Source organism: Pseudomonas fluorescens (assembly GCF_902497785.1).
Taxonomy (GTDB): Bacteria; Pseudomonadota; Gammaproteobacteria; order Pseudomonadales; family Pseudomonadaceae; genus Aquipseudomonas; species Aquipseudomonas fluorescens_BO.
The window spans coordinates 127,994-151,471 of record NZ_CABVHK010000010.1 but is presented as its reverse complement, the minus strand read 5'-3'; the positions used below and the strand labels follow the sequence as shown (position 1 = coordinate 151,471).

General features: G+C 61.1%; 15 protein-coding genes and 1 pseudogene. 5 read left to right on the top strand and 11 right to left on the bottom strand.

Translation table 11 applies throughout. From position 1 onward, the window contains the following. Positions 1-5: 5 nt before the first annotated feature. The 6 genes and pseudogenes from F8N62_RS16630 to F8N62_RS16605 all read right to left on the bottom strand — a co-directional run bounded on the left by F8N62_RS16630 (position 6) and on the right by F8N62_RS16605 (position 9,417). The gene (locus tag F8N62_RS16630; RefSeq protein WP_150711685.1) at positions 6-2,723 is read right to left on the bottom strand and encodes a nitrate reductase; all 2,718 of its coding nucleotides are present in this window, start codon (positions 2,721-2,723) and stop codon (positions 6-8) included. A gap of 29 nt (positions 2,724-2,752) precedes the next feature. Further along, positions 2,753-4,000, bottom strand: a pseudogene (locus tag F8N62_RS16625) (NAD(P)/FAD-dependent oxidoreductase); the annotation flags it as partial. 401 nt (positions 4,001-4,401) lie between these two features. Beyond that, entirely contained in the window at positions 4,402-6,072 is a 1,671-nt protein-coding gene (locus F8N62_RS16620) for a bifunctional protein-serine/threonine kinase/phosphatase (RefSeq protein ID WP_150711684.1), read from the bottom strand. A 7-nt stretch (positions 6,073-6,079) separates the two neighbouring features. After that, positions 6,080-7,291, bottom strand: a complete 1,212-nt coding sequence (locus tag F8N62_RS16615; protein ID WP_150711683.1) for a nitrate/nitrite transporter — start codon at positions 7,289-7,291, stop codon at positions 6,080-6,082. Positions 7,292-7,614: 323 nt separating this feature from the next. Next, the gene (locus F8N62_RS16610) at positions 7,615-8,190 is read right to left on the bottom strand and encodes an ANTAR domain-containing response regulator (RefSeq protein WP_128870630.1); all 576 of its coding nucleotides are present in this window, start codon (positions 8,188-8,190) and stop codon (positions 7,615-7,617) included. 15 nt (positions 8,191-8,205) lie between these two features. Next, positions 8,206-9,417, bottom strand: a complete 1,212-nt coding sequence (locus F8N62_RS16605) for a CmpA/NrtA family ABC transporter substrate-binding protein (protein ID WP_150711682.1) — start codon at positions 9,415-9,417, stop codon at positions 8,206-8,208. Between the two features lie 228 nt (positions 9,418-9,645). On the opposite strand from F8N62_RS16605, the gene F8N62_RS16600 reads away from it, so the two are divergent. Then, positions 9,646-10,665 (top strand): quinone-dependent dihydroorotate dehydrogenase, encoded by a 1,020-nt coding sequence (locus F8N62_RS16600; RefSeq protein WP_150711681.1) that lies wholly within the window; start codon positions 9,646-9,648, stop codon positions 10,663-10,665. Between the two features lie 240 nt (positions 10,666-10,905). Here F8N62_RS16600 and rmf read toward each other — a convergent pair whose 3' ends face one another. Then, positions 10,906-11,121, bottom strand: coding sequence for a ribosome modulation factor (gene rmf, locus F8N62_RS16595; protein ID WP_003223300.1), 216 nt, complete (start codon positions 11,119-11,121; stop codon positions 10,906-10,908). A gap of 530 nt (positions 11,122-11,651) precedes the next feature. Between rmf and rlmKL the strand changes: the two genes are divergently transcribed. Both rlmKL and F8N62_RS16585 read left to right on the top strand, forming a co-directional pair. Next, positions 11,652-13,928: a bifunctional 23S rRNA (guanine(2069)-N(7))-methyltransferase RlmK/23S rRNA (guanine(2445)-N(2))-methyltransferase RlmL gene (rlmKL, locus tag F8N62_RS16590; protein ID WP_150711680.1), complete on the top strand. Its 2,277-nt coding sequence runs from the start codon at positions 11,652-11,654 to the stop codon at positions 13,926-13,928. A gap of 233 nt (positions 13,929-14,161) precedes the next feature. Next, positions 14,162-16,552: a GGDEF domain-containing protein gene (locus tag F8N62_RS16585; RefSeq protein ID WP_150711679.1), complete on the top strand. Its 2,391-nt coding sequence runs from the start codon at positions 14,162-14,164 to the stop codon at positions 16,550-16,552. Positions 16,553-16,675: 123 nt separating this feature from the next. Here F8N62_RS16585 and dacB read toward each other — a convergent pair whose 3' ends face one another. Next, positions 16,676-18,136, bottom strand: a complete 1,461-nt coding sequence (gene dacB, locus F8N62_RS16580) for a D-alanyl-D-alanine carboxypeptidase/D-alanyl-D-alanine-endopeptidase (protein ID WP_150711678.1) — start codon at positions 18,134-18,136, stop codon at positions 16,676-16,678. A gap of 234 nt (positions 18,137-18,370) precedes the next feature. On the opposite strand from dacB, the gene F8N62_RS16575 reads away from it, so the two are divergent. Next, positions 18,371-18,715, top strand: a complete 345-nt coding sequence (locus F8N62_RS16575) for a YggL family protein (protein ID WP_007896965.1) — start codon at positions 18,371-18,373, stop codon at positions 18,713-18,715. A 136-nt stretch (positions 18,716-18,851) separates the two neighbouring features. Here F8N62_RS16575 and F8N62_RS16570 read toward each other — a convergent pair whose 3' ends face one another. Then, positions 18,852-20,042 (bottom strand): benzoate/H(+) symporter BenE family transporter, encoded by a 1,191-nt coding sequence (locus F8N62_RS16570; protein WP_150711677.1) that lies wholly within the window; start codon positions 20,040-20,042, stop codon positions 18,852-18,854. A gap of 327 nt (positions 20,043-20,369) precedes the next feature. Between F8N62_RS16570 and F8N62_RS16565 the strand changes: the two genes are divergently transcribed. After that, positions 20,370-21,134 carry a GntR family transcriptional regulator gene (locus tag F8N62_RS16565; RefSeq protein ID WP_084318661.1) on the top strand — a complete coding sequence of 255 codons (765 nt, stop codon included), beginning with the start codon at positions 20,370-20,372 and terminating at the stop codon, positions 21,132-21,134. Between the two features lie 163 nt (positions 21,135-21,297). On the opposite strand, the gene guaD is transcribed toward F8N62_RS16565, so the two are convergent. Together guaD and xdhC are read right to left on the bottom strand one after the other, a co-directional pair. Then, a complete protein-coding gene (gene guaD / locus F8N62_RS16560) occupies positions 21,298-22,602 on the bottom strand; it encodes a guanine deaminase (RefSeq protein ID WP_150711676.1) in 1,305 nt (434 codons plus the stop codon). 8 nt (positions 22,603-22,610) lie between these two features. Further along, a complete protein-coding gene (gene xdhC / locus F8N62_RS16555; RefSeq protein WP_150711675.1) occupies positions 22,611-23,456 on the bottom strand; it encodes a xanthine dehydrogenase accessory protein XdhC in 846 nt (281 codons plus the stop codon). Between the last annotated feature and the right edge of the window lie 22 nt (positions 23,457-23,478).

The window sequence follows — 23,478 nt, the reverse complement described above, 5'->3', positions numbered from 1 at the left end:
TTTCCTCACGAGATGACGGCGATTGGCTGCGCAGTGGCGGCCAGCAAACGCTTGATTTCCGGAACGCAGGAGCCGCATTGCGTGCCGCAGCCCAATGCTTGTTTCAAACCCTGCAAATCCAGGCCTCGGCGGATGCCGGCACAGACCGCGCTCTGGCTGACGTTTTTGCAGTTGCACAGCGTTTTAGAGCTGGCGGCCGACGCACCGGCGTTGCCCGGTGGCCCGCTCAGTGGTGCGAGCAGCCAGCGCCGCAGTTGTTCGTCGGCGCGACCTTCCAGCCATAGGTTTTGCAGCCAGTGCTGCGCCAGGGTTTCGCCCGCAAGGCGAATGGCGGTGATCCGGCCATGTTCGATTCGTACCCGTTTGCCAATCGAACGCCGAGGGTCGTCGTAGGCCAGTACCGGCCCGTCGTTGAGTCCCAGACACGTGTCGATATCGCGCAGCAATTGCGGATCTGGCGCCGTGGCGCTGGCGGCGCGTATGAGCAGCGCGGGACGTTCGCGGCCAGTCAGGCTCAGGCTGACGTAGGAAAAAGCCTCACACAGCGGTCGTAGCGTCTCAAAATGCTGTTGAACATTGCCTTCGATCAGGACGAAGAGTTTCCACGGCAGTGCAACGGGTTCAATTCGTACGCCGGTGTGTTTGAGTTCCGGCTGCTTCGACAGGGGGTCGAAAGCCGGCTGAGTGATCGTATTGACACCGCCTTTCAGGAAGCGGTCGCCCCAATGCATAGGCATAAAGGCCTGGCCGGGGCGCACGCTGTCATCGCTGGCGACGGCGACAATCAAGGCGCCGCGACGGCTGTTGAGGCTGACCAGGTCACCCGATTGCAGTTCGTGCCCGCGCAGGTCATCCGGGTGCAGGCTCAACACGGCCTCGCTGACATGCCCGAACAATTGCGCAGCGGTGCCGGTGCGGCTCATGCCGTGCCATTGATCGCGCAGGCGACCGGTGATCAGCGTCAGCGGAAATGGCCCGTCGCGCTGTTCTCTGGCGGCCAGATACGCGTCGGCGACGAACCGGGCGCGGCCGCTGGCGGTCGGGAAGATCCCGTCCCGATACAGGCGCGCGGTGCCTTGGCTGGCGCCGGCTGGAAACGGCCATTGCTGTGGGCCGAGACGGTCGATCAGCGCATGGCTGAGCCCCGACAGGTCGAGGTCGCGACCGCGGGTCAGGTGTTTGTACTCATCGAATAGCTGCGCCGGCGTTTCAAAGGCAAACAGACTGGTTCGCTCCGGGTGCAGATGTTTTTCCAGACGTTGTGCGAAATCTACCGTGATCGCCCAGTCGGGGCGCGCTTCGCCGGGTGCGGCAATGGCCTGACGAACGTGGGAAATCCGCCGTTCGGAGTTGGTTACCGTGCCATCCTTTTCGCCCCAGCTGGCGGCGGGCAGCAGCAGGTCGGCGAACGCCGCGGTTTCGGTGGTGCGGAAGGCTTCCTGCAGGACCACGAACGGGCAGGCCTGGAGTGCTGCGCGCACCGCGTTCTGGTCCGGCATCGATTGCGCGGGGTTGGTGCAGGCGATCCACAGGGCTTTGATGGTGCCGCTGCGCACCTGCTCAAACAGTTCAATCGCGGTGAGTCCGGGTTTTTCCGGCAGTTGATCAACCCCCCAGTAGGCCGCCACTTCCGCGCGATGCCCGGCGTTGGCCGCCTCACGATGACCTGGCAGCAGGTTCGACAGACTGCCCGTTTCGCGACCGCCCATGGCATTCGGCTGACCGGTCAACGAGAAAGGTCCCGCGCCGGGACGGCCTATTTGCCCAGTGGCGAGGTGCAGGTTGATCAAGGCACTGTTTTTCGCGCTGCCGGCGGTGGACTGGTTCAGGCCCATGCACCACAGCGACAGGAAGCTTGGCGAAGTACCGACCCACTCAGCGCACTGTTGCAGCTGCTCAACGCTGATCCCGCACAACTGCGAAACAATGGGTGGCGTGTAATCGCGCACCAGGTTCTTCAATTCGCCCAAGCCTTCGGTGTGGGCCTTGATGAAGTCACGGTCGACCCAGTCTTCCCACAACAGCACGTGCAAAATTCCATGGAACAAGGCGACGTCCGTGCCCGGAAGAATCGCCAGGTGCAGGTCAGCCAGGTCGCAGGTGTCGGTACGACGCGGATCGATGACGATGACTTTCATCTGTGGCCGGCGGGATTTGGCTTCTTCCAGGCGACGAAACAACACCGGGTGGGCGTAGGCCATGTTGCTGCCGGCGATCATCACGCAGTCGCTGAGCTCAAGATCTTCGTAGCTGCACGGCGGTGCGTCGGCACCCAGGCTGCGCTTGTAGCCGACCACTGCCGAGGACATGCACAGGCGTGAATTGCTGTCGATGTTGTTGGTGCCGACCAATGCCCGCGCCAGTTTGTTGAAGCTGTAGTAATCCTCGGTGAGCAACTGTCCTGAAATGTAGAACGCCACGCTGTCCGGGCCATGTTCGGCGATGGTTTTGGCGAACACGCTGGCGGCGTGATCAAGGGCGGTGTCCCAGTCGGTGCGCCCTCGGGCCAGGCCTTTGCCGAGGCGCAGTTCCGGGTACAACGCCCGGGCGGCGAGGTCGCCGGTCAGGTGCAGGGTCGAACCCTTGCTGCACAATTTGCCGAAGTTGGCCGGGTGCGCCGGATCGCCACTGACGCCGAGGATACGCTCGCCGTCATGCTCGATCAGCACGCCGCAGCCGACCCCGCAGTAGCAGCAGGTGGAAGCGGTGATCTGGCGATTCATCAGCGCGCTTCCCGCACGGTGGGCAACATACCTTGAAGGCCTGCGTCGCCCATGACCTGATTGAGAAATAATGAAGAGGCGCCGAACATCAGGTGATCGCGGATTTCGCCGATGCCCTGGTTTTCGCGGATCTGTCCGAAATACCAACCGCCATCGGCGGTGTCGCCGTACAGGCAGGCGCCCACCAGCACGTCATCCTTGATCACCAGTTTTTTGTAAATCCCGCTGACGGGATCGGAGAGGGTGATGGTTTCAGTGCCTTCGCCACCCATGAAGTCGCCAGCGGAAAACAGATCGATGCCGGTCACCTTCAGCTTGGTCGAGGTCACCGAACCTTTGTAGGTGGCGAAGCCCAGCTGGGCCAGGTGGTTGGCGCAGACCTTGGCCTGTTCGAACAGCGGCGCGACCAGGCCATAGGCGATGCCGCGATGGCTGGCACATTCGCCGATCGCGTATACCCGCGGGTCGTAGGTTTGCATCGTGTCGTTGACCAGAATCGCGCGGTTGCAGGGGAGGCCGCATTTTTCCGCGAGTTCGATGGCCGGGCGAATTCCGGCGGCCATCACCACCAGGTCGGCAGGGATGATTTCACCGTTGTTGAACTCGACCGAGCCGACCCGGCCGTTGCCGGCATCGTGCAGCGCCCGGGTTTGCTCGTGCAGTCGAAAGTGCAGGCCGCGCGCTTCAAGTGCGGTTTGCAGCATCTGAGCGCTGATGTGGTCCAGCTGCCGTTCGAGCAGCCACTCGCCGTTGTGCACCACGGTCACGTGCATGCCGCGCAGCATCAGGCCGTTTGCCGCTTCGAGGCCCAGCAGGCCGCCACCAATGACCACGGCGTGGCGGTGAGTTTTCGCGGTGTCGATCATGGTTTGGGTGTCGGCGATGTCGCGGTAGCCGATCACACCCTGCAGTGTGTTGCCAGGGATGGGCAGGATGAACGGGGTCGAGCCGGTGGCGATCAGCAGGCGGTCGTACTCGGCCTCGGTGCCGTCGTCGGCGATGACCCGGCGTTTGATTCGGTCGATCTGCACCACTTTGCGGTTGAGCAGCAGCTTGATGTCGTTGTCCAGGTACCAGTCGAGCGGGTTGAGCACGATCTCGTCGAAGGTCTGCTCGCCGGCCAATACGGGCGACAGCAGGATGCGGTTGTAGTTGGCATGCGGTTCGGCGCCGAAGACGGTGATGTCGTACAGATCGCTGCTCAGCTTGAGCAGTTCTTCCAGGGTACGAACCCCGGCCATGCCGTTGCCGATCATCACCAGTTTGAGTTTTTTCATCAGGTTCTCCGGGGAGCTCGGACCCGCCTCGTCAGGGCGTTCAGATCGTGCTCGACAAATTTCGCGCAAACAAAAAAAGGCGTCCCGTCAGTTGCCTGACGAGGACGCCTTTGTCCTGTTCCCGTTCTCTCGGGAAGCCCATCCCTCATCGTTGAAGGCTGGGCTTTATGTAAGTTGAGAGAAGTAATGCAGTGGTTGTGCCAAGTGGCGAAAACCGGCAGTTCTATGTATTTGATGTCAGTGGCGCATGCATTTTGATGCACCGAACCGATGCGATATGCCCGATTTTGAGGCAGAGGCTCTAAAGATCGCAGCCTCGCTGCGCTCGACAGCTCCTACAAAAATCTCGCAGACTTCTGTAGGAGCTGTCGAGCGCAGCGAGGCTGCGATCTCTTGAATCTTCAACCATGCAACGCCCAGAACATCAGCACCAGATTCACCACGAGAGACCCCAACGCCAACGTCCGCCACACCTTCAACGGCTCGCGCTCGAGCAAAGGTCTGGGGCGCACACTCAAACTTCGGCGCTCGCCCTGTTCCAGCACCAGCAACCATTCTTCCGCCGTTTCAAATCGCTCTCGCGGGTCCGCCGCCACGGCGCGTTCCAGGCTGTGCGCGATCCATTCGGGCAGGTCGGGCCGGTAGCGACTGGCACTCACCGGCAGACCAAAACGCGGGCGTTGGAACGCTTCGATTTCGCCGTAGGGGTAGTGGCCGGTGAGCAGAAAGTAGAGCGTCACGCCGACCGAGTACAGATCCTGTTGCGGGGTCGGCGGATCACCGCGGAAGGCCTCGGGCGCGATGTAGCTGGGTGTTCCAGGCAGGGCAGAGGCCTGATCCTCAGACAGGCCGGGGCAATAGGCGAGCCCGAAATCCAGCAGGCGTAACTCGCCGTCATCCCCCAGCAGCAGGTTTTCAGGTTTGATGTCGCGATGCAGAATCTGCCGTCGATGCAACATCCCGACCGCCCGCAGCAGGCGTTCCGCCAGATCCTGCCATTGCACCAGCGGCAGCATTGCGTTTCGCTGCCCCAGTTGTGCCAGGGTCGAGCCGCCATATTCGCGCATCACGTAGTACAAATGCTGACGCTGGCTGGCCGCATGGACTTCAGGAAAATGCCGACCGGCGACGCGCTTGAGAAACCATTCCTCCGACAGCAAGGCTTGCCCGGCCAAATGATCGTCGCGCAACGCAGCGGGCAGGGTTTTCAGCAGCCACGGCTGCTGCTGAGCGTCGCGCACTCGATACAGCAGCGACTGCTGGCTCTGGCCGAGGATGCCCTCGACCTGCCACCCCTCAAAATGCTGCCCCGGTTTCAACGTTGGCGGCAGGGGCCATTGCTGCAAATGAATCAGCGCGTCACCAATGCTCGTTTCACCCAAGGCATCAACCCGCACCAGTAACGCGCTGGCGTTGTCCTGACTGCCGGCCAGATGCGCCGCGCTGACAAGGGTTTGCGCCGCACTGTGCAAATCCGGCTGATCGCGCAGGATTGCCGCAATGGCCGTGTCGCCGAGTACCGCCCAGATACCGTCGCTGAGCAGCACGAAACTTTCGTCCAGGCGCAACTCGCCATCGAGAAAATCCAGCACCAAATGCTGATCGAGGCCCAGCGCCCGTTTCAGCACATGCTGCATGCCCGGTTGGTCCCAGACGTGATCCTCGCTGACCCGTTGAAGCTGATCGGCGTGCCAGCGATAAACCCTACAGTCACCGACGTGTGCCAAGGTAAAACGCCTACCGCGCAACACCAATGCGCTGACGGTGGTGAGTAGCGGTTGCCCACCGCCATTGGCCTGCAACCAGCGGTTCTGCGCCAGCAGCAGGCGATCCAGTGCCTGGGCGACACCCCAGGTTTCCGGGGTGGCGTAATAATCCAGCGCAAGTGCTTGCAAGGTCGATCGGGCGGCAAGGCCGCCATCGGCGCACTGGCTGACGCCGTCGGCAATCGCGAACAAGTAACCCTTGCTCGCCGCCAGCGCTGGCGCGGGGGTGACCAGGCGCAGGGCGTCCTGGTTTTCCTCGCGCGGGCCGATGGCGCTGGCTTCGGCAAAACTCAGTTGCAGGCTCATTCAGCCCTCACACCCGTGCTGCGGTGACGGCCGCCGAGCCCCAGGTGGTTCTCCAGCGGCGTTTTACGCCGTGCAGACCGAACCAGGCGAGGACGCCAAGGCTGGCGAACAACCACAGTGCGAGTTGATAACTGCCGGTGCTTTGCTTGATCGCGCCCATGCCCGCGGCCAGGGCGAAACCGCCGATGCCGCCGGCCATGCCGATCAAACCGGTCATGACGCCGATTTCACGACGAAAACGTTGTGGGACCAACTGGAACACCGCGCCGTTACCCGCGCCCAACCCGAGCATGGTGCAGACGAACAGTGCCAGTGCCGCGTAGGAACTTGGCAGGTTGAAGCCCACCGCCGCGATGCAGATGGCCGCCACCGTGTACATCGCCAGCAAGGTGCGAATTCCGCCAAAACGGTCGGCTAGTGCGCCGCCCAGTGGACGCATCAAACTGCCGCCGAACACGCAGGCGGCAGTGTAGTAGCCGGCAGTCACCGGGCTCAGGCCATACTGGTCATTGAAGTAGCCGGGCAGGGCGCTCGCCAGGCCGATGAAACCGCCGAAGGTCACGCTGTAGAAAAACATGAACCACCAGCTGTCGCGGTCGCCGAGGGCCTTGAAGTAGTCGGACACCGACTTGGCTTTCGGTCGCTCAGGCGCGTTTTTCGCCAGCAAAGTGAACACAATAATGGTCAGGATCAAAGGGATCAGGGCGAAACCGAACACGTTGCTCCAGCCAAACGCGGCGGCCAGTACGGGGGCGATCAATGCCGCGAGCACGGTGCCGGAGTTGCCGGCACCGGCGATGCCCATGGCTTTGCCCTGATGCTGCGGCGGATACCACTGTGACGCCAGCGGCAGCGCGACGGCGAACGATGCGCCGGCCATGCCGAGGAACAGCCCCAGCAGCAGCGCTTGCTCGTAGCTGTGAATGCCGTGCTGCCAGGCCACGAACAGCGCACAGATGACAATCACCTGGCCGATGATCCCGGCGGTTTTCGGCGACAGCCGGTCTGCCAGCATGCCCATGATGAAGCGCAACACCGCGCCGGCCAGAATCGGCGTGGCCACGACCAGCCCGCGTTGTTGGGTGGTCAGGTGCAGGTCGGCGGCAATCTGCACCGCCAGGGGGCCCAGTACGTACCAGACCATGAAGCTCAGGTCGAAATAGAGGAAGGCCGCGAACAATGTCGGGGTATGGCCGGATTTCCAGAAGCTTGAATTCATCGCGCACCTCAGCTGTTGATCGTCTCGAGAAGGAGTCATGAGCTTGCAGGTGGGGCGCCGCCACGGCCGCACCACCGGCCCCGGGCTATGGGGCCAAAACAAAAAAACGCCGCCACCGGATTCGCCATGGGCAAATGAGGTGAGCGACGTCTTTGTCGTAGGTGGGGCAACCGCCGTTGGTTACCTGTGGTGAATGCTTAGCGAGATCTGTGCCACATTGTGCTTCGGTCGCAAGGTGAAAAAAGATTGCAGCCTGCGGCAGCTCCTACATTGCAAGGCATACACCGTCTAGGAGCTGCCGAAGGCTGCGATCTTTGCTTCTGTCAGCCCAGCAATTCACTCATCGCAATGATCTGCTCCGCCACCTGAATCAATTTCTGCTGGCGGCTCATCGCCTGGCGGCGCATCAAGGTGTAGGCCTGTTCCTCGTTGCAATCCTTCATCTTCATCAGCAGCCCCTTGGCCAGCTCGATGCGCTTGCGCTCGGCCAGTTGCTGGTCGCGGGCGTGCAGTTGCGCACGCAGGGCCTGGTCGCTTTCGAAACGCGCCATGGCCACGTCGAGAATCGGCTGCAAGCGTTGTGCGTGAATGCCTTCGACGATGTAGGCACTGACCCCGGACTTGATCGCCTGACGCATGACGTCGGGGTCATGTTCGTCAGTAAACATCACGATCGGTCGCGGCTGGTCGCGGGACACCAGCACCACTTGCTCCATCACATCGCGGCTCGGTGACTCGGTATCGATCAGGATCACGTCCGGACGCACCGTTTCGACGCGTGCGGGCAGGTCAATGGTCAGGCCGGATTCGTCGATGACCTCGAAGCCGGCTTCAGTAAGCGCGGCTTTGAGGCGGCCGACTTTTTTCGCGGTGTCGTTGATCAGCAGGATACGCAACATGTTCGCAGTCTCCTGTCAGCGGCTGGTGAGTAGGGGGGAGCTGTCGCTCATGGCGTGCAGTTTGAAGCTGCGGGCATAACCGGCCGGGTCCGAGCCGTCCCAGATATTGCAGTCGATCAACTGGCTGCTGCGCATTTCCTCTCTCGACGCGGCGACACCGACCGCAGTGGCGGCCTCACGGTACACGTCTAGTTGCTGGACCTGACGGGCGACCGCGAGGTAGTCGGGGTCGTCGCGCAATAACCCCCAACGGCGGAACTGGGTCATGAACCACATGCCATCGGACAGATACGGCAGGTTGACCTCGCCGGCGCCGTGAAAGCGCAGGGCGTGCGGGTCTTGCCAGCGATTGCCGAGACCGTCGGCGTAGTCCCCGAGCAGTCGCGGTTCGATGCAGTCGAGTGGCGCGTCGAGAAACTCCGGTGCGCTGAGCAAATGCGCGGTGCTGCGGCGATTCTCGGGGCTTTCTTCGATGAAGCGGCTGGCTTCAAGAATCGCCATCACCAGCGCCCGGGCGGTGTTGGGATAGTGCTCGACGAACTCACGGGTGCAGCCCAGGACTTTTTCCGGATGATCGGGCCAGATGGTCTGGGTCGTTGCCAGGGTAAAGCCGAGATTCTGTTTCACCGCGCTGGCAGACCAGGGTTCACCGACGCAGAAGCCGTCGATACGCCCGGCTTGCAGGTGCGCGACCATTTGCGGCGGCGGCACCACTACGCTGTCGACGTCGTGCAGCGGATGAATGCCCTGGCTCGCCAGCCAGTAATACAGCCACATGGCGTGCGTCCCGGTCGGAAACGTCTGTGCGAAGGTGAGTTTTGGGCGAGTTTGGTGCACGTGCCGATCCAGCGCCTCAGGACCGGTCACGCCCAGCGCTTGCAAACCGTGCGACAGGTTGATGCTCTGACCGTTCTGGTTCAGACCCATGAGTACCGCCATGTCGGTGGGCGCGACGCCGCCGATGCCCAGGTGCACGGCGTAGATCAAGCCGTACAGGCTGTGGGCGGCATCGAGTTCACCGCTGACCAGTTTGTCCCGCAGATTGGCCCAGGACGACTGGCGCTTGAGGTTCAAGGTCAGCCCGTGGGGTTGGGCGAATCCCTGGGTGGCGGCGACCACCACCGAGGCGCAGTCGCTCAGGGCCATGAAGCCGAGGTTGATGTCGGTTTTTTCCGGGGCATCACTGCCATTGACCCAGGCCAGAGGGCCCGCTGTGGTTTCATGCATGACTGAGCACCTTCCAAAAAAAAGCGTCGTCCCGGGCCCTTGCGCACGCAAAGCCTTGTGACGACGCCTTTGTCTTTCGACTCATCCCGTCGTTGGCATGAGTGCTGTGGGTTGGCTGGTGCAAGGCATATGCCATCGCCCGCTGTTTTCGTTGCGCGCCTCGCTTGCGACGTCGATGCCCGGCTATAATCCCGGCCTCTTTCGTCGCCCATCGAGACCACGCCGCCCATGTACACCCTGGCCCGTCAGCTGTTGTTCAAACTTTCCCCGGAAACCTCCCACGATCTGTCCCTGGACCTGATCGGCGCGGGCGGGCGTTTGGGCCTCAACGGTTTGCTGTGCAAGGCCCCGGCGAAAATGCCGGTGAGCGTCATGGGGCTTGAGTTCCCGAACCCGGTGGGGCTGGCGGCAGGTCTGGACAAGAACGGCGCGGCCATCGACGGTTTTGCCCAGTTGGGTTTCGGCTTTGTCGAGATCGGCACCATCACCCCGCGTCCGCAGCCGGGCAATCCGAAACCGCGGATTTTTCGTCTGCCGGAAGCCGAGGCGATCATCAACCGCATGGGGTTCAACAACCTCGGCGTCGATCACTTGCTGACCCGAGTGGCAGCGGCCAAATACAAGGGCGTGCTGGGGATCAATATCGGCAAGAACTTCGACACCCCGGTCGAGCGTGCCGTCGATGATTACCTGATCTGCCTGGACAAGGTTTACGCCCACGCCAGTTACGTGACAGTCAACGTCAGCTCGCCGAACACGCCGGGCCTGCGCAGCCTGCAGTTCGGTGACTCGCTCAAGCAATTGCTCGCAGATCTGGCGGCCCGTCGCGCGGAACTGGCATTGCGTCATGGCAAGCATGTGCCGCTGGCGATCAAGATCGCGCCGGACATGACCGATGAAGAAACCGCGCAAGTCGCTCAAGCGCTGGTTGAAACCGGGATGGACGCGGTCATCGCCACCAACACCACCCTGAGCCGCGTCGGCGTCGAAGGGAGGGAGCACGGTGACGAGGCGGGCGGTTTGTCCGGCGCACCGGTGCGCGACAAGAGCACCCACACCGTGAAGGTGCTGGCGGCAGAATTGGCCGGTCGCTTGCCGATCATTGCCGTGGGCGGTATTACCGAAGGCAAGCATGCCGCCGAGAAAATTGCGGCAGGGGCGAGCCTGGTGCAGCTCTATTCCGGCTTTATCTACAAGGGCCCGGCGCTGATTCGCGAGTCCGTCGACGCCATCGCCGCGTTGCGCTGACTGAACACACACACCCCCGTAGGAGCTGCCGAAGGCTGCGATCTTATGACCTTGATTTTTTTCAAAAGCAAGATCAAAAGATCGCAGCCTTCGGCAGCTCCTACGGGAAAATGTGTCGAATTGAACGCATAAAAAAGGGCTCCTCGAAGGAGCCCCTGGGCCGAAGCCCGCCGCCCGGATGGGGCGTGCGTGGTAAGTCGTTACGTAATCAGGTTGTCGTGTCGGAATGTGTGCCCTGTGTCAGCCGACGGCGTGAAGTTCGTTGAGTCTGTGGATTCCCGCAGTGCCGGTCATACCGTCCCAGTTGTCGCCGCGTCCTTCTCGCCAGCCGTTGATCCAGGCTTGACGTACCGACGGTAGAGTAAATGGGCAAAGCTCACGGGATTTGCCACCAACGCCATATTGATATCCGCGTAAAAATGCTCTTTCCAACGGATCACGCTTAAGTCTTCTCATAGGGTGTTGCCCTCACTTGTTGACTGTATTTATCGCGTCGACCTCAATCGAGGTCTGGCAGAAATGTCTGCCGTTGGGAGGCTCGCTGCCGGCGTGGCGAGCCAAGGTGTTGACGTCCGTTGTGGCGCCAACCTGTGTTGAGTTCTAACCAATGCGTCACATCGAGGGAATGATCGTTTTGTCATAAGGACGTAACGTTAAAGATGGTATGGCCATAAGTAACACGATATTTGGCCGGTATTTATTAAGCAAAGCCCTGTATGATCGGCGCCCCCCAAGCATGACGGGGGTAATCCTTTAGTGAGAATGGCTCGTGTTGCGCTGAGCACTATTCGACGAAGGGTCGACTTATGACATTTTGTTGCATCAACTTTTTTATCTGTCCTTGCATCTAAGCTCTTTTAACCCGGGCAGCAAGGGTGGAACGGCACACCTTCGTGCCACGCGGGCGTTCTTTTAGAAAAGCGCCTGATTGAAAACCGGACCGGCAATGCGTTGCCGTTCCACTCGCCAAAGGTTCTGAAAGTCCAATGTCTGATCAATTCGAAATCTTCCTCACCTGCCCTAAAGGCCTTGAAGGCCTGCTGATCGAGGAAGCCGTCGGGCTTGGCCTTGAAGAAGCACGTGAGCACACCTCTGCCGTGCGCGGCATGGCAACTATGGAAACCGCTTATCGCCTGTGCCTGTGGTCGCGTCTGGCGAACCGGGTGCTGCTGGTGCTCAAGCGTTTCCCGATGAAGGATGCCGAAGACCTGTACCACGGCGTGCTCGACATCGAGTGGCAAGACCACATGCTCAACGACGGCACCCTGGCCGTCGAGTTCAGCGGCCACGGCTCGGGCATCGACAACACGCACTTCGGCGCCCTGAAAGTCAAAGACGCCATCGTCGACAAACTGCGCACCCCGCAAGGCGATCGTCCGTCCATCGACAAACTCAACCCGGACCTGCGCATTCACCTGCGCCTGGACCGTGGCGAAGCGATTCTCTCCCTCGACCTCTCCGGCCACAGCCTGCACCAGCGCGGTTATCGCCTGCAGCAGGGCGCGGCGCCGCTGAAGGAAAACCTCGCAGCGGCGATTCTGATTCGTTCCGGTTGGCCACGCATCGCGGCCGATGGCGGCGCACTGGCCGACCCCATGTGCGGTGTCGGTACGTTCCTCGTCGAAGCCGCGATGATCGCCGCCGATATGGCGCCGAACCTGCGTCGCGAGCAGTGGGGCTTCACCGCCTGGCTCGGCCACGTGCCGGCGCTGTGGAAAAAACTCCACGAAGAAGCCACCGAGCGCGCCGCCGCCGGTCTGGCCAAGCCGCCGCTGTGGATTCGCGGTTACGAAGCCGACCCGCGCCTGATTCAACCCGGTCGCAACAACGTCGAGCGTGCCGGCCTGAGCGAGTGGATCAAGATTTACCAAGGCGAAGTCGGTACATTCGAGCCGCGTCCGGACCAGAACCAGAAAGGCCTGGTGATCTGCAACCCGCCGTACGGCGAGCGTCTGGGCGACGAGGCAAGCCTGCTTTACCTTTACCAGAACCTCGGCGAGCGTCTGCGTCAGGCCTGCCTGAACTGGGAAGCGGCGGTGTTCACCGGCGCCCCGGACCTGGGCAAGCGCATGGGCATCCGCAGCCACAAACAGTATTCATTCTGGAACGGCGCTTTGCCGTGCAAGTTGCTGCTGATCAAAGTCACCCCGGACCAGTTCGTCACCGGCGAACGCCGCACCCCGGAACAGCGTCAGGCCGAGCGTGAACACGTTCAAGCTGAAGTCGAAGTCGCCGGCAACGATGTAGTGCCGGGCAAGTACGAGAAGTACAACAAGAACGGCAACCCGATCAAACCGGCCCCGGTAGTGATCGAGCAACCGCGCTTGAGCGAAGGCGGGCAGATGTTCGCCAATCGTCTGCAAAAAAATCTCAAGGCGCTGGGCAAATGGGTCAAGCGTGAAGGCATTGACTGCTACCGCGTCTACGATGCCGACATGCCGGAATATTCCATGGCCATCGACCTGTATCAGGATTGGGTGCACGTCCAAGAATACGCCGCGCCGAAGTCCATCGACCCGGAAAAAGCCTCGGCGCGCATGTTCGATGCCCTGGCAGCCATTCCGCAGGCCTTGAACATCGACAAGAGCCGCGTGGTGGTCAAGCGCCGCGAGCGCCAGAGCGGCACCAAGCAGTACGAACGCCAGGCCGCGCAGGGCAAATTCGTCGAGGTCAATGAAGGTGGCGTGAAGCTGCTGGTCAACCTCACGGACTACCTCGACACCGGGCTGTTCCTCGATCACCGGCCGATGCGTATGCGCATCCAGAAAGAGGCGGCCGGCAAGCGCTTCCTCAACCTGTATTGCTATACCGCGACCGCCAGCGTGCACGCGGCAAAGGGCGGTGCCCGCAGTACCACCAGTGTCGATTTGTCGAAAACCTACCTCGACTGGGCGCGTCGCAACCTGTCGCTGAACGGTTTTTCCGACAAGAACCGTCTGGAGCAGGGCGACGTGATGGTGTGGCTGGAGGCCTGTCGTGACGAGTACGACCTGATCTTCATCGACCCGCCGACCTTCTCCAACTCCAAGCGCATGGAAGGCATCTTCGACGTGCAGCGTGATCAGGTGCAGTTGATCGACCTGGCCATGGCGCGACTGGCAACCGGCGGCGTATTGTACTTCTCCAACAACTTCCGCAAGTTCGAGCTGGAAGCCAATCTCACTGAGCGTTACGCAGTCGAAGAGATCACCGCCCAGACTATCGATCCGGATTTTTCCCGCAACGGCAAGATCCACCGCGCCTGGAAAATCATGGCGCGTTGACCACTGGAGCCTGTAGGAGCAGTCGGTCGATGCTCGATTGCTCGCGATGGTCGTAAACGGTGACGCGTGCATTCTGAATGAACGCGTTGTCCGGCGATTTTCGCGAGCAGTCGAGCGTCGACCGGCTGCTCCTACAGAACGCTGTTTCTGTACTGGTCAAATTGATGGCTAATAGCTATAACTCAACCATGGCCAATGGGCTTTTCCGGCACCTGGCGTTTTGAGTTGCCTCTATGTCGTTGCAGGCCGTGCGCCCGAAGATTCTGGGTTTCATCAGTGAAGATGCTTCGGCCTGGCTGGTCGCGCTTCTGGTATTGGTCGTCGGCGGACTTCTCACGGGGTTGCTGGCCTGGTCGACACTGAACCTGTTTCACCAACAATTGCGGCAACGTTTCCAACTGCTGGCCAGTGAGCGTTACAGCCGTATCGAAGAACGTTTCGAAGATCAGGAGCAGCGCCTTGACGGCCTGCGCCGGTTCTTTGCCAATTCCGACACGGTCGACCGTGCGGAATTCGACGGATACACCCACCCTTTGCTGCACCGAACCCAGGCCTATTCATTTGCCCGACGCGTCAGCGCTGCCGAGCGTCCAGCGTTCGAGCGCCAGGTGCGGGAGCAGGGTTTGTCCGATTTCAGCATTCGCGAGCTCGATGCCAACGGCCAATTGCACTTGGCGGCCGAGCGGGACGAGTACGTGGTGGTGCTGTATAGCCAGACCCAAAGCAAACTGGGCGCGCCGCTGGGCTACGACTTGCTGGCTCAACCCTTGCGCCGCTCCACCCTGGAACGGGCCGACCGGCATGGCCGACTGGCGGTGTCGCAACCGATGCATCTGGTCAGTATCGAACCGGCCTACGCGCGGGGCGTGCTGTTGGTCGCGCCGGTCGTGTCCCGTGAACAGCCGGCCAGCCGACCTTATGGCTATGTCATGGCGGTGATCAGCATGCGCCAGTTGCTGGCAGACGGGCTGCCGGAAGCAGCCCGCGACTACCTCTCGGTGCGCATTCTCGACCTGTCCACCGACGACCAGCACGAAGTGCTGTATGAAACCCCCAACGCACCGGCGGCCAGTGAGTTGTCCGCGACCCGCTTGCTGCGGCTGGCCGACCATGACTATCAAGTGGACATCCAGCCCAGCGAGACCTTTCTGCAAGCCAATCATTCATCAGTGACCAGTCTGGTGGTGCTGGGTGGCTTGCTCAGTCTGTTGCTCAGTGCGCTGCTCTACGTGCTGGTCAGCCAGCGTCAGCGGGCGCTGAAAATGGTCGAGCAGCGGACTCAGGAATTGCGCGCTCGGGAGCAGGAGCTGCGTGGCACCCATGGGCAGTTGCGTGGCGTGCTGAATGCAGCGACGCAAGTGGCGATCATCGCCACCGACCTTCGCGGCGTCATCAGCACGTTCAATGCCGGGGCGGAGCAGATGCTCGGTTATTCCAGCCAGGACGTGGTCGGACACATGACCCTGGAAAACCTGCACCTGCCCCGGGAACTCGCAGCGCGTTCGGCGGAATTGAGCGCGCGCTACGGCAAGCCCATTCCGACCTGTCAGGCGATGTTGGTAGAAGGCGGCGAGCAAGGTGGTCACGAAGCGCGGGAATGGACGGTGATTCGTGGCGACGGCAGTCATCTGACTGTGAATATGCTGGCAACTCCGGTGCTCGACGAGCAAGGTTTGTGGGTCGGCCACCTGGCGATCTGTTTTGACGTCACCGAACGCAAGCGGGTGTATGAAGCGCTGGCGGCCCGGGACATGTTGTTGAAGAAGCTCAGCGCCCATGTGCCCGGCGGGATCTACCAGTTCAAAATGGAGTTCGACGGACGCTTCAGTGTGATTTACGCCAGTGATGGCATCCGCGAAATCTATGAGCTTGAACCAGACGTGCTGCTGCTCAACGCTGAAGCGATTTTCGGCCGGATCCATCCACAGGACGTCTCTCGGGTCCGCGCCTCGATCCGGGCGTCGGCGGACACGATCAGCCCGTGGCGTGAGGAGTACCGCGTGCAGCTGCCGGTGCGGGGCACGCGCTGGGTCCGTGGCGAAGCGACGCCGGAGGAGCTGCCGGGCGGCGGCGTGTTGTGGCATGGCTACGTCTCGGACATCTCCGACCTCAAGCGGGTGGAAGAAGAGCTGCGGGCGCTGTCGATTACCGACTCGCTCACCGGGATCCATAACCGCCGCTATTTTCAGGAGCGCCTGACCACCGAAATGGCCCGGGTCGAACGTGGCGGCGGCGAGTTGGCGGTGATCATGCTCGACATCGATCACTTCAAACGGATCAACGATCTGCATGGCCATGCGGTGGGCGATCGGGTGTTGCAGGCGGTGTGCGAGCGCATCGGCCAACGGCTGCGGCGCACTGACGTGTTCTGTCGCCTCGGCGGTGAGGAGTTCATGGTGCTCTGCCCGGACATCGATGCCGAGCAGGCGCGTGTGCTGGCCCTGGAGTTGTGGCAAGGCCTGCGCAGCTCGCCGATCGACGACGTCGGCATCGTCACCGCCAGTTTCGGGATTGCCAGTTGGCAGGTCGGCGAGGGGGCTGACGCGCTGTTGCTAAGGGCGGATTCGGGGGTGTATGCGGCGAAGCAGGCGGGGCGGGATCGGGTTGAGGGCGAGATGAATTAGGGTTGCATGCCGGAACCTGTGGGAGCGAGCCTGCTCGCGAAAGCGGCGTGTCAGTCAATATAAGTGTCGACTGAAATACCGCTTTCGCGAGCAGGCTCGCTCCCACATTGACTTCGTGGAGGGTTACAACACCGAAGCGGTCTCAGGCACCTTCGGCTGGCGATACAAGTCCAGCAGCACCTGATCCAGCACCGACGACGCGCCGAACGGCGCCTTGTCGTTGAGGATCGCCACCACCGCCCAGGTGTTGCCATTGACGTCACGGCTGAAGCCGGAAATCGCGCGCACGGTATTCAGGGTGCCGGTCTTGACGTGGGCTTCACCACGCATTGCAGTGGTCTTCAGGCGTTTACGCATGGTGCCGTCGGTGCCGGCGATCGGCATCGAACTGATGAACTCGGCCGCGTAAGGGCTGCGCCACGCCGCTTGCAGCATCGCCGCCATTTCACGCGCACTCACACGTTCGGCGCGAGACAGGCCGGAACCGTTCTCCATCACCAGGTGCGGCGCGGTGATGCCTTTCTTCGCCAGCCACTGGCGCACGACCCGTTGGGCGGCTTTGGCGTCGTCACCGTCGGCATCGGTACGGAATTTCTGGCCCAGGCTCAAGAACAATTGCTGCGCCATGGTGTTGTTGCTGTATTTGTTGATGTCGCGAATGATTTCCGCGAGATCCGGCGAGAAGGCGCGAGCCAGGACCTTGGCGGATTTCGGCGTCGGCGCCAGCACATCCTTGCCCTGGATGCTGCCGCCCAGTTCCTTCCAGATCGCCCGCACGGCACCGGCGGTGTAGGTCGCATGGTCGAGCAGCGACAGGTAAGTCTGGGAACTGCAGCCATCACCCAACTGACCGCCGACGGTCACGGTGACGCTGCCATCGGCCTGAGTCACCGGGTTGTAACGCACGCCACCGGCACATTGTTTGGAATTGACGGCTTTGACCTGGTTTTCGATGCGGATGCTGGCAATCGGCGGTTCGACCGAAATCAGCACCCGGCCATTGTCGTTGCGCGCCACAAAGCGCAAGGCCTTGAGGTTGACCAGCAGCGAGTCGGGTTTGACCAGGAACGGTTTGTTTTCGTCGTTGCCATCATCGTTGAATTCGGGCAATTGCGGTTGCACGAAGAAATTGCGGTCCAGCACCAGGTCTCCGGTGACCTGCGTCACGCCATTGGCGCGCAGGTCGCGCATCAGCAGCCAGAGTTTTTCCATGTTCAGCTTCGGATCGCCGCCACCCTTGAGGTAGAGGTTGCCGTTGAGGATGCCGCCACTGAGCGTGCCATCGGTGTAGAACTCGGTTTTCCACTGGTGGTTCGGGCCGAGCATTTCCAGCGCGGCATAGGTGGTCACCAGTTTCATCGTGGACGCCGGGTTCACCGAAACGTCAGCGTTGAAGATGGTTGGCGTGCCCGGACCGTTCAGAGGGATCAGCACCAGCGACAGGGCGTTGTCCTGCAACTTGCTGGCTTTCAGGGCTTTTTCGACGTTGGGCGACAGCGCGGTATTGATCGGGGCAGCTGAAACGGGGAGGGCCAGGGGGAGAAGAAGACCGGCCAGTAACAATGGACGCAAAGATTTGATCATCTGAAATAGAACCCTGCAGTCGAGGGGAAAAAAGACGAGGGCATGAAGATAAATTCCCCCGGTGGTCATGAAAGTGTCGGCATTATGCCCCAAGGTGTAGCGGCTTGTGCCGTACCGTGGCGCTCTAATCGGCTATTTTTTTACCGACGGTCGTTCGCCGCGCCCAGAGAGTCGGGCAATCGGCGGCTTAAACTGCTAAAGTGCCGCCCGTTATTACTTATGAGGATTGTTCCAATGGCGACTAACCGTTCCCAGCGTCTGCGCAAAAAACTGTGCGTCGATGAATTTCAAGAGCTGGGTTTCGAGCTGAACCTGGATTTCAAAGAAGATTTGGCTGATGAAGCCATTGATGCTTTCCTCGATGCGTTCCTTAAAGAAGCCATGGAAGCCAATGGTCTGGGCTATGTTGGCGGCGACGACTTCGGTCTGGTTTGCCTGCAGAAGCGTGGCTCGGTGTCCGAAGAGCAGCGTGCTGCTGTTGAAGCCTGGCTCAAGGGCCGCAGCGAACTGACCGAAGCCACCGTCAGCCCGCTGATCGACGTCTGGTACCCGGAAAAGCCGATCAATCCGGTAGCTTGATGTCATAAAAGAAGCGGCGACCTGAGGGTCGCCGTTTTTTTTTGGTCAAGGGATCGCAGCCTCGTTTCACTCGACAGCTCCTACAGGGGCGCTCCTCCAATGTAGGAGCTGTCGAGTGAAACGAGGCTGCGATCTTTCAGCTTTTACGCCAGTTCAGAATCGCCAGCGTTAAAACCCCCGCCACAATCCCCCAGAACGCCGACCCGATGGAAAACAGTGTCAGCCCCGACGCCGTGACCATGAAGGTGATCAGCGCCGCTTCGCGTTCCTTCACTTCGGTCATGGCAATGCTCAAGCCATTGATGATCGAACCGAACAACGCCAGCGCTGCAATCGACAGTACTAACTCTTTTGGCAACGCGGCAAACAACGCCGCCAGCGTCGCGCCGAACACCCCGGCGATCCCGTAGAAAATCCCGCACCAGACCGCTGCGGTATACCGCTTGTTACGGTCTTCGTGGGCATGCGGCCCGGTGCAGATCGCCGCGCTGATGGCCGCCAGGTTGATCCCGTGGGAACCGAACGGTGCCAACAGCAGTGAAGCGATGCCAGTAGTGGTGATCAGCGGCGAAGCCGGCACGGTATATCCATCGGCTCGCAACACGGCAATGCCCGGCATGTTCTGCGACGTCATCGCCACCACGAACAGCGGAATGCCGATGCTGATGGTCGCGGCGAAGGAGAAGTGCGGCGTGGTCCAGACCGGCGTCGCCACTTCCAGATGAAAAGCGCTGAAATCCAGCAAGCCCATCAAGCCTGACAGCGCCGTACCGATCAGCAGCGCGGCAAGCACGGCATAGCGCGGCGACAGGCGCTTGACCACCAGGTAGGTGAAAAACATCCCCAGCACCAGTGCGGTGCGATGCTGGGCGGCGACGAAAATTTCGCTGCCGATCTTGAACAGAATCCCTGCCAGCAACGCAGCGGCCAGGGACGCCGGAATTTTCTTCACCAGGCGCTCGAAGCTACCGGTCAATCCACAAATCGTCACCAGCACCGCGCAGGTGATGTAGGCGCCAATGGCTTCGCCATAACTGACGCCGCCCAGGCTGGTGATCAGCAACGCCGCTCCAGGGGTAGACCAGGCGATAGTGATGGGCGTGCGATAACGCAGTGACAGGCCGATCGAGCACACCGCCATGCCGATGGAGATCGCCCAGATCCACGACGAAATCTGCCCGCTGGTCAGCCCTGCCGCTTGCCCGGCCTGGAACATCAGCACCAGCGAGCTGGTGTAGCCGGTCATCATCGCGATGAAACCGGCGACGATGGCCGAGGGCGATGTATCGGCCAGGGGGCGCAGTTGCGTGTGCGTGGCGTCGTTCATGACGGCGGTGTTCCTTTTCACGAATGTAGATGTCCCGTAGGAGCTGTCGAGTGAAACGAGGCTGCGATCTGTTGATGTTGATTTTTCAAGATCAAAAGATCGCAGCCTCGTTTCACTCGACAGCTCCTACGGGATTCCGGGTTAAAGCCTAAACTCAAACCTGAGCAATCGTTGCGATACAGCCGAGGCGACAAACAGCCGTACAGTCGTGTTGCCACCCTTCATTGTGTACAATCGCGGTGTTTTTTACGCGATACTTGCCAGCGACCCACTGTGCCGTATTACAGTCACGGTCAATTCGCCGCAGTTCTCCCGACTCGAGTGCCCATGAACGAACAGTTGCAGCCCCTCAAGAAACAACCGCGAGCAGGCAAAGCCGGCCGCAGCGGCACCCAGGACGATATTGTCTACGCGCATATCTTCGAGGCCATCCTCGAACAGCGTCTGGCGCCCGGTACCAAGTTGAGCGAAGAAGCGCTGGGGGAAATTTTCGGGGTCAGTCGCACCATCATCCGCCGTGCGCTGTCACGCCTGGCCCATGAAGGCGTCGTGCTGCTGCGGCCGAATCGCGGGGCGGTGGTGGCCAGCCCGAGTGTCGAAGAAGCCCGTCAGGTGTTCCTCGCCCGGCGCCTGGTCGAGCGCGCGATCACTGAACTGGCGGTGCAACACGCCACCGCCGAGCAAATCGCCGAATTGCGCCAGATGGTCAACGACGAGCGCGACAGCTTCTCCCGTGGCGATCGCGGTGCCGGTATCCGTTTGTCGGGCGAGTTTCACCTGAAACTGGCCGAAGCGGCGAAGAATGCGCCGTTGATCAGCTTCCAGCGCAGCCTGGTGTCGCAGACTTCGCTGATCATTGCCCAATACGAAAGCGGCAACCGCTCGCATTGTTCTTACGACGAACACACGCAACTGATCGACGCCATCGAAGCGCGCAACGGTGAGTTGGCAGTGAACCTGATGATGCACCACATGGATCACATCGACAGCAAACTCAACCTCGACGAAGAAAGTGCGTCGGATGATTTGCATGCGGTGTTTTCGCATTTGTTGCAGACCAAGAAACCAGGGCGGCCGACTGCCAAGCTTTAAAAGATCGCAGCCTCGTTTTACTCGACAGCTCCTACCAGCTCCTACCAGCTCCTACAGGGGAATGCGTCTCCTGTAGGAGCTGCCGGAGGCTGCGATCTTTTGATCTTCCCGACAGCTAAAAAAATCCCCCGGCATCGGGGGATTTTTTTTTGCCGCAAAAACCTTACCGCTGATGCACCTGATTCCCCGCCGCATACGTCTGCAGCACAGTCCGGTCATCCCCCAGCGTCATCAACACAAACAACGTCTCGGCGATGTTATTGGCCTGTTTCAAGCGATAGCTGAGCAGCGGCGTGGCGTTGTAATCCAGCACCAGGAAATCCGCGTCAGTGCCCGGTTGTAGCGTGCCGATCTTGTCTTCCAGGCGCAGCGCACGCGCACCGCCGAGGGTCGCCAGGTACAGCGATTTGAACGGGCTCAGTCGCGCACCTTGCATCTGCATGACTTTGTACGCTTCGTTCAGCGTTTGCAGCAGCGAAAAACTGGTGCCGCCGCCCACGTCCGTGCCCAGACCGACATTGAGCTTGTGCTTCTCGGCCATCGGCAGATTGAACAGGCCGCTGCCGAGGAAGAAGTTCGACGTCGGGCAGAAGGCAATCGCCGACCCGGTCTCGGCCAGGCGCGCGCACTCGTCGTCGCACAGGTGCACACCGTGGGCAAACACCGAGCGCTCGCCCAGCAGTTGATAGTGATCGTAGACGTCGAGGTAGCCCTTGCGCTCCGGGAACAGCGTCTTGACCCATTCGACTTCCTTGAGGTTTTCGCTGATGTGGGTCTGCATATACAGATCCGGATACTCGCCCAGCAATTGACCGGCGAGGGTCAGTTGTTCCGGGGTGCTGGTGGGCGCGAAGCGCGGAGTCACCGCGTAATGCAGTCGACCCTTGCCGTGCCAGCGCTCGATCAGCGCCTTGCTCTCCACGTAGCTCGATTCGGCGGTGTCGGTCAGGTAATCCGGTGCGTTGCGGTCCATCATCACCTTGCCGGCGATCATTCGCAGGTCCAGCTGTTCGGCGGCTTCGAAGAACGAGTTCACCGATTGCGGGTGGACGCTGCCGAATACCAGCGCGGTGGTGGTGCCGTTACGCAGCAATTCCTTGATGAAAATGTCCGCGACTTCGTCGGCGTGCGCCTTGTCGGCGAACTGGCTTTCGCACGGAAAGGTGTAGGTGTTGAGCCAGTCCAGCAGTTGTTCGCCGTAGGCGCCGACCATGCCGGTTTGCGGCAAGTGAATGTGGGTGTCGATGAAGCCTGGGGTGATCAGCGCGTCCTGATAATGGGTGATCTCGATGTCGGCGGGCAGGGTCGGCAGCAAGTCGCTGGCGTGGCCGAGGGCGCTGATCTGGCCGTTATCGACCACCAGCAGGCCGTCTTCGAAATACTCATAGGAGGCTTCGATGCCGACTTCGGCGGGGTCGGCAACGCTGTGCAGGATGGCGGCGCGGTAGGCTTTGCGAGTCAGAGGCATGGGGGTTCTCAACGGGTGGCTTGGCTGCGGCGGGAAGCAGGCAGCAGTTTGGCAATCGATGATCCGGCGCTGGCGGTGTGCTGGCCGAAATTCGCGTTATAGGTGGCGATGATTTCGCCGGCGATGGAGATGGCGATTTCTACAGGCAGCTTGCCTTTGACTTCGCCGATACCCATCGGGCAGCGCATGCGTTGCAGCACGCTGCTGTCAAAACCGCGGTCGCGCAGACGGTGTTCGAACTTCACCCGCTTGGTCTTCGAGCCGATCAGGCCGAAGTAGGCGAAGTCGTTGCGCTTGAGGATCGCGGCACTGAGTTCGAGGTCGAGCTGGTGATTGTGAGTCATGACGATGCAGTAGCTGCCAGCGGGCAAATCGTCGATTTCATCTACCGGTTCTTCGGCAACTATTTTGCGCACGCCGTGGGGGATGTGTCCGGGGAACTCGTCTTCCCGCGAATCGATCCAGCGCACCCGGCAGGGCAGGCTGGCGAGCAGCGGCACCAGCGCCCGACCGACGTGGCCGGCACCGAACACGGCGATCTGCGCCTGCACCTGGCCCATCGGTTCGAACAGCAACACCGTCGCGCCGCCGCAGCACTGGCCGAGGCTGGCGCCGAGGCTGAAGCGTTCCAGATGGGTGTCTTGTTTGCCGCTGGCGAGCATTTCGCGAGCGATCTGCATGGCTTTGTATTCCAGGTGTCCGCCACCGATGGTGTCGAAGGTCTGGCTGTCGCTGATGACCATTTTTGAACCGGCATTGCGCGGCGTCGAGCCGAGCTCTTCGATGATGGTCACCAACACGCAGGGCTCACCGCGGTTTTGCAGGTCGGCGAGGGCGTCGATCCAGTTGTACATATTCACCTCGACATCAGTGTTG

Bases quoted from the DNA above. Each gene is read 5' to 3' on its own strand.
- F8N62_RS16630 (WP_150711685.1), bottom strand. From the start codon at position 2,723: ATGAATCGCCAGATCACCGCTTCCACCTGCTGCTACTGCGGGGTCGGC.
- F8N62_RS16620 (WP_150711684.1), bottom strand. From the start codon at position 6,072: ATGAGCCTGCAACTGAGTTTTGCCGAAGCCAGCGCCATCGGCCCGCGC.
- F8N62_RS16615 (WP_150711683.1), bottom strand. From the start codon at position 7,291: ATGAATTCAAGCTTCTGGAAATCCGGCCATACCCCGACATTGTTCGCG.
- F8N62_RS16610 (WP_128870630.1), bottom strand. From the start codon at position 8,190: ATGTTGCGTATCCTGCTGATCAACGACACCGCGAAAAAAGTCGGCCGC.
- F8N62_RS16605 (WP_150711682.1), bottom strand. From the start codon at position 9,417: ATGCATGAAACCACAGCGGGCCCTCTGGCCTGGGTCAATGGCAGTGAT.
- F8N62_RS16600 (WP_150711681.1), top strand. From the start codon at position 9,646: ATGTACACCCTGGCCCGTCAGCTGTTGTTCAAACTTTCCCCGGAAACC.
- rmf (WP_003223300.1), bottom strand. From the start codon at position 11,121: ATGAGAAGACTTAAGCGTGATCCGTTGGAAAGAGCATTTTTACGCGGA.
- rlmKL (WP_150711680.1), top strand. From the start codon at position 11,652: ATGTCTGATCAATTCGAAATCTTCCTCACCTGCCCTAAAGGCCTTGAA.
- F8N62_RS16585 (WP_150711679.1), top strand. From the start codon at position 14,162: ATGTCGTTGCAGGCCGTGCGCCCGAAGATTCTGGGTTTCATCAGTGAA.
- dacB (WP_150711678.1), bottom strand. From the start codon at position 18,136: ATGATCAAATCTTTGCGTCCATTGTTACTGGCCGGTCTTCTTCTCCCC.
- F8N62_RS16575 (WP_007896965.1), top strand. From the start codon at position 18,371: ATGGCGACTAACCGTTCCCAGCGTCTGCGCAAAAAACTGTGCGTCGAT.
- F8N62_RS16570 (WP_150711677.1), bottom strand. From the start codon at position 20,042: ATGAACGACGCCACGCACACGCAACTGCGCCCCCTGGCCGATACATCG.
- F8N62_RS16565 (WP_084318661.1), top strand. From the start codon at position 20,370: ATGAACGAACAGTTGCAGCCCCTCAAGAAACAACCGCGAGCAGGCAAA.
- guaD (WP_150711676.1), bottom strand. From the start codon at position 22,602: ATGCCTCTGACTCGCAAAGCCTACCGCGCCGCCATCCTGCACAGCGTT.
- xdhC (WP_150711675.1), bottom strand. From the start codon at position 23,456: ATGTACAACTGGATCGACGCCCTCGCCGACCTGCAAAACCGCGGTGAG.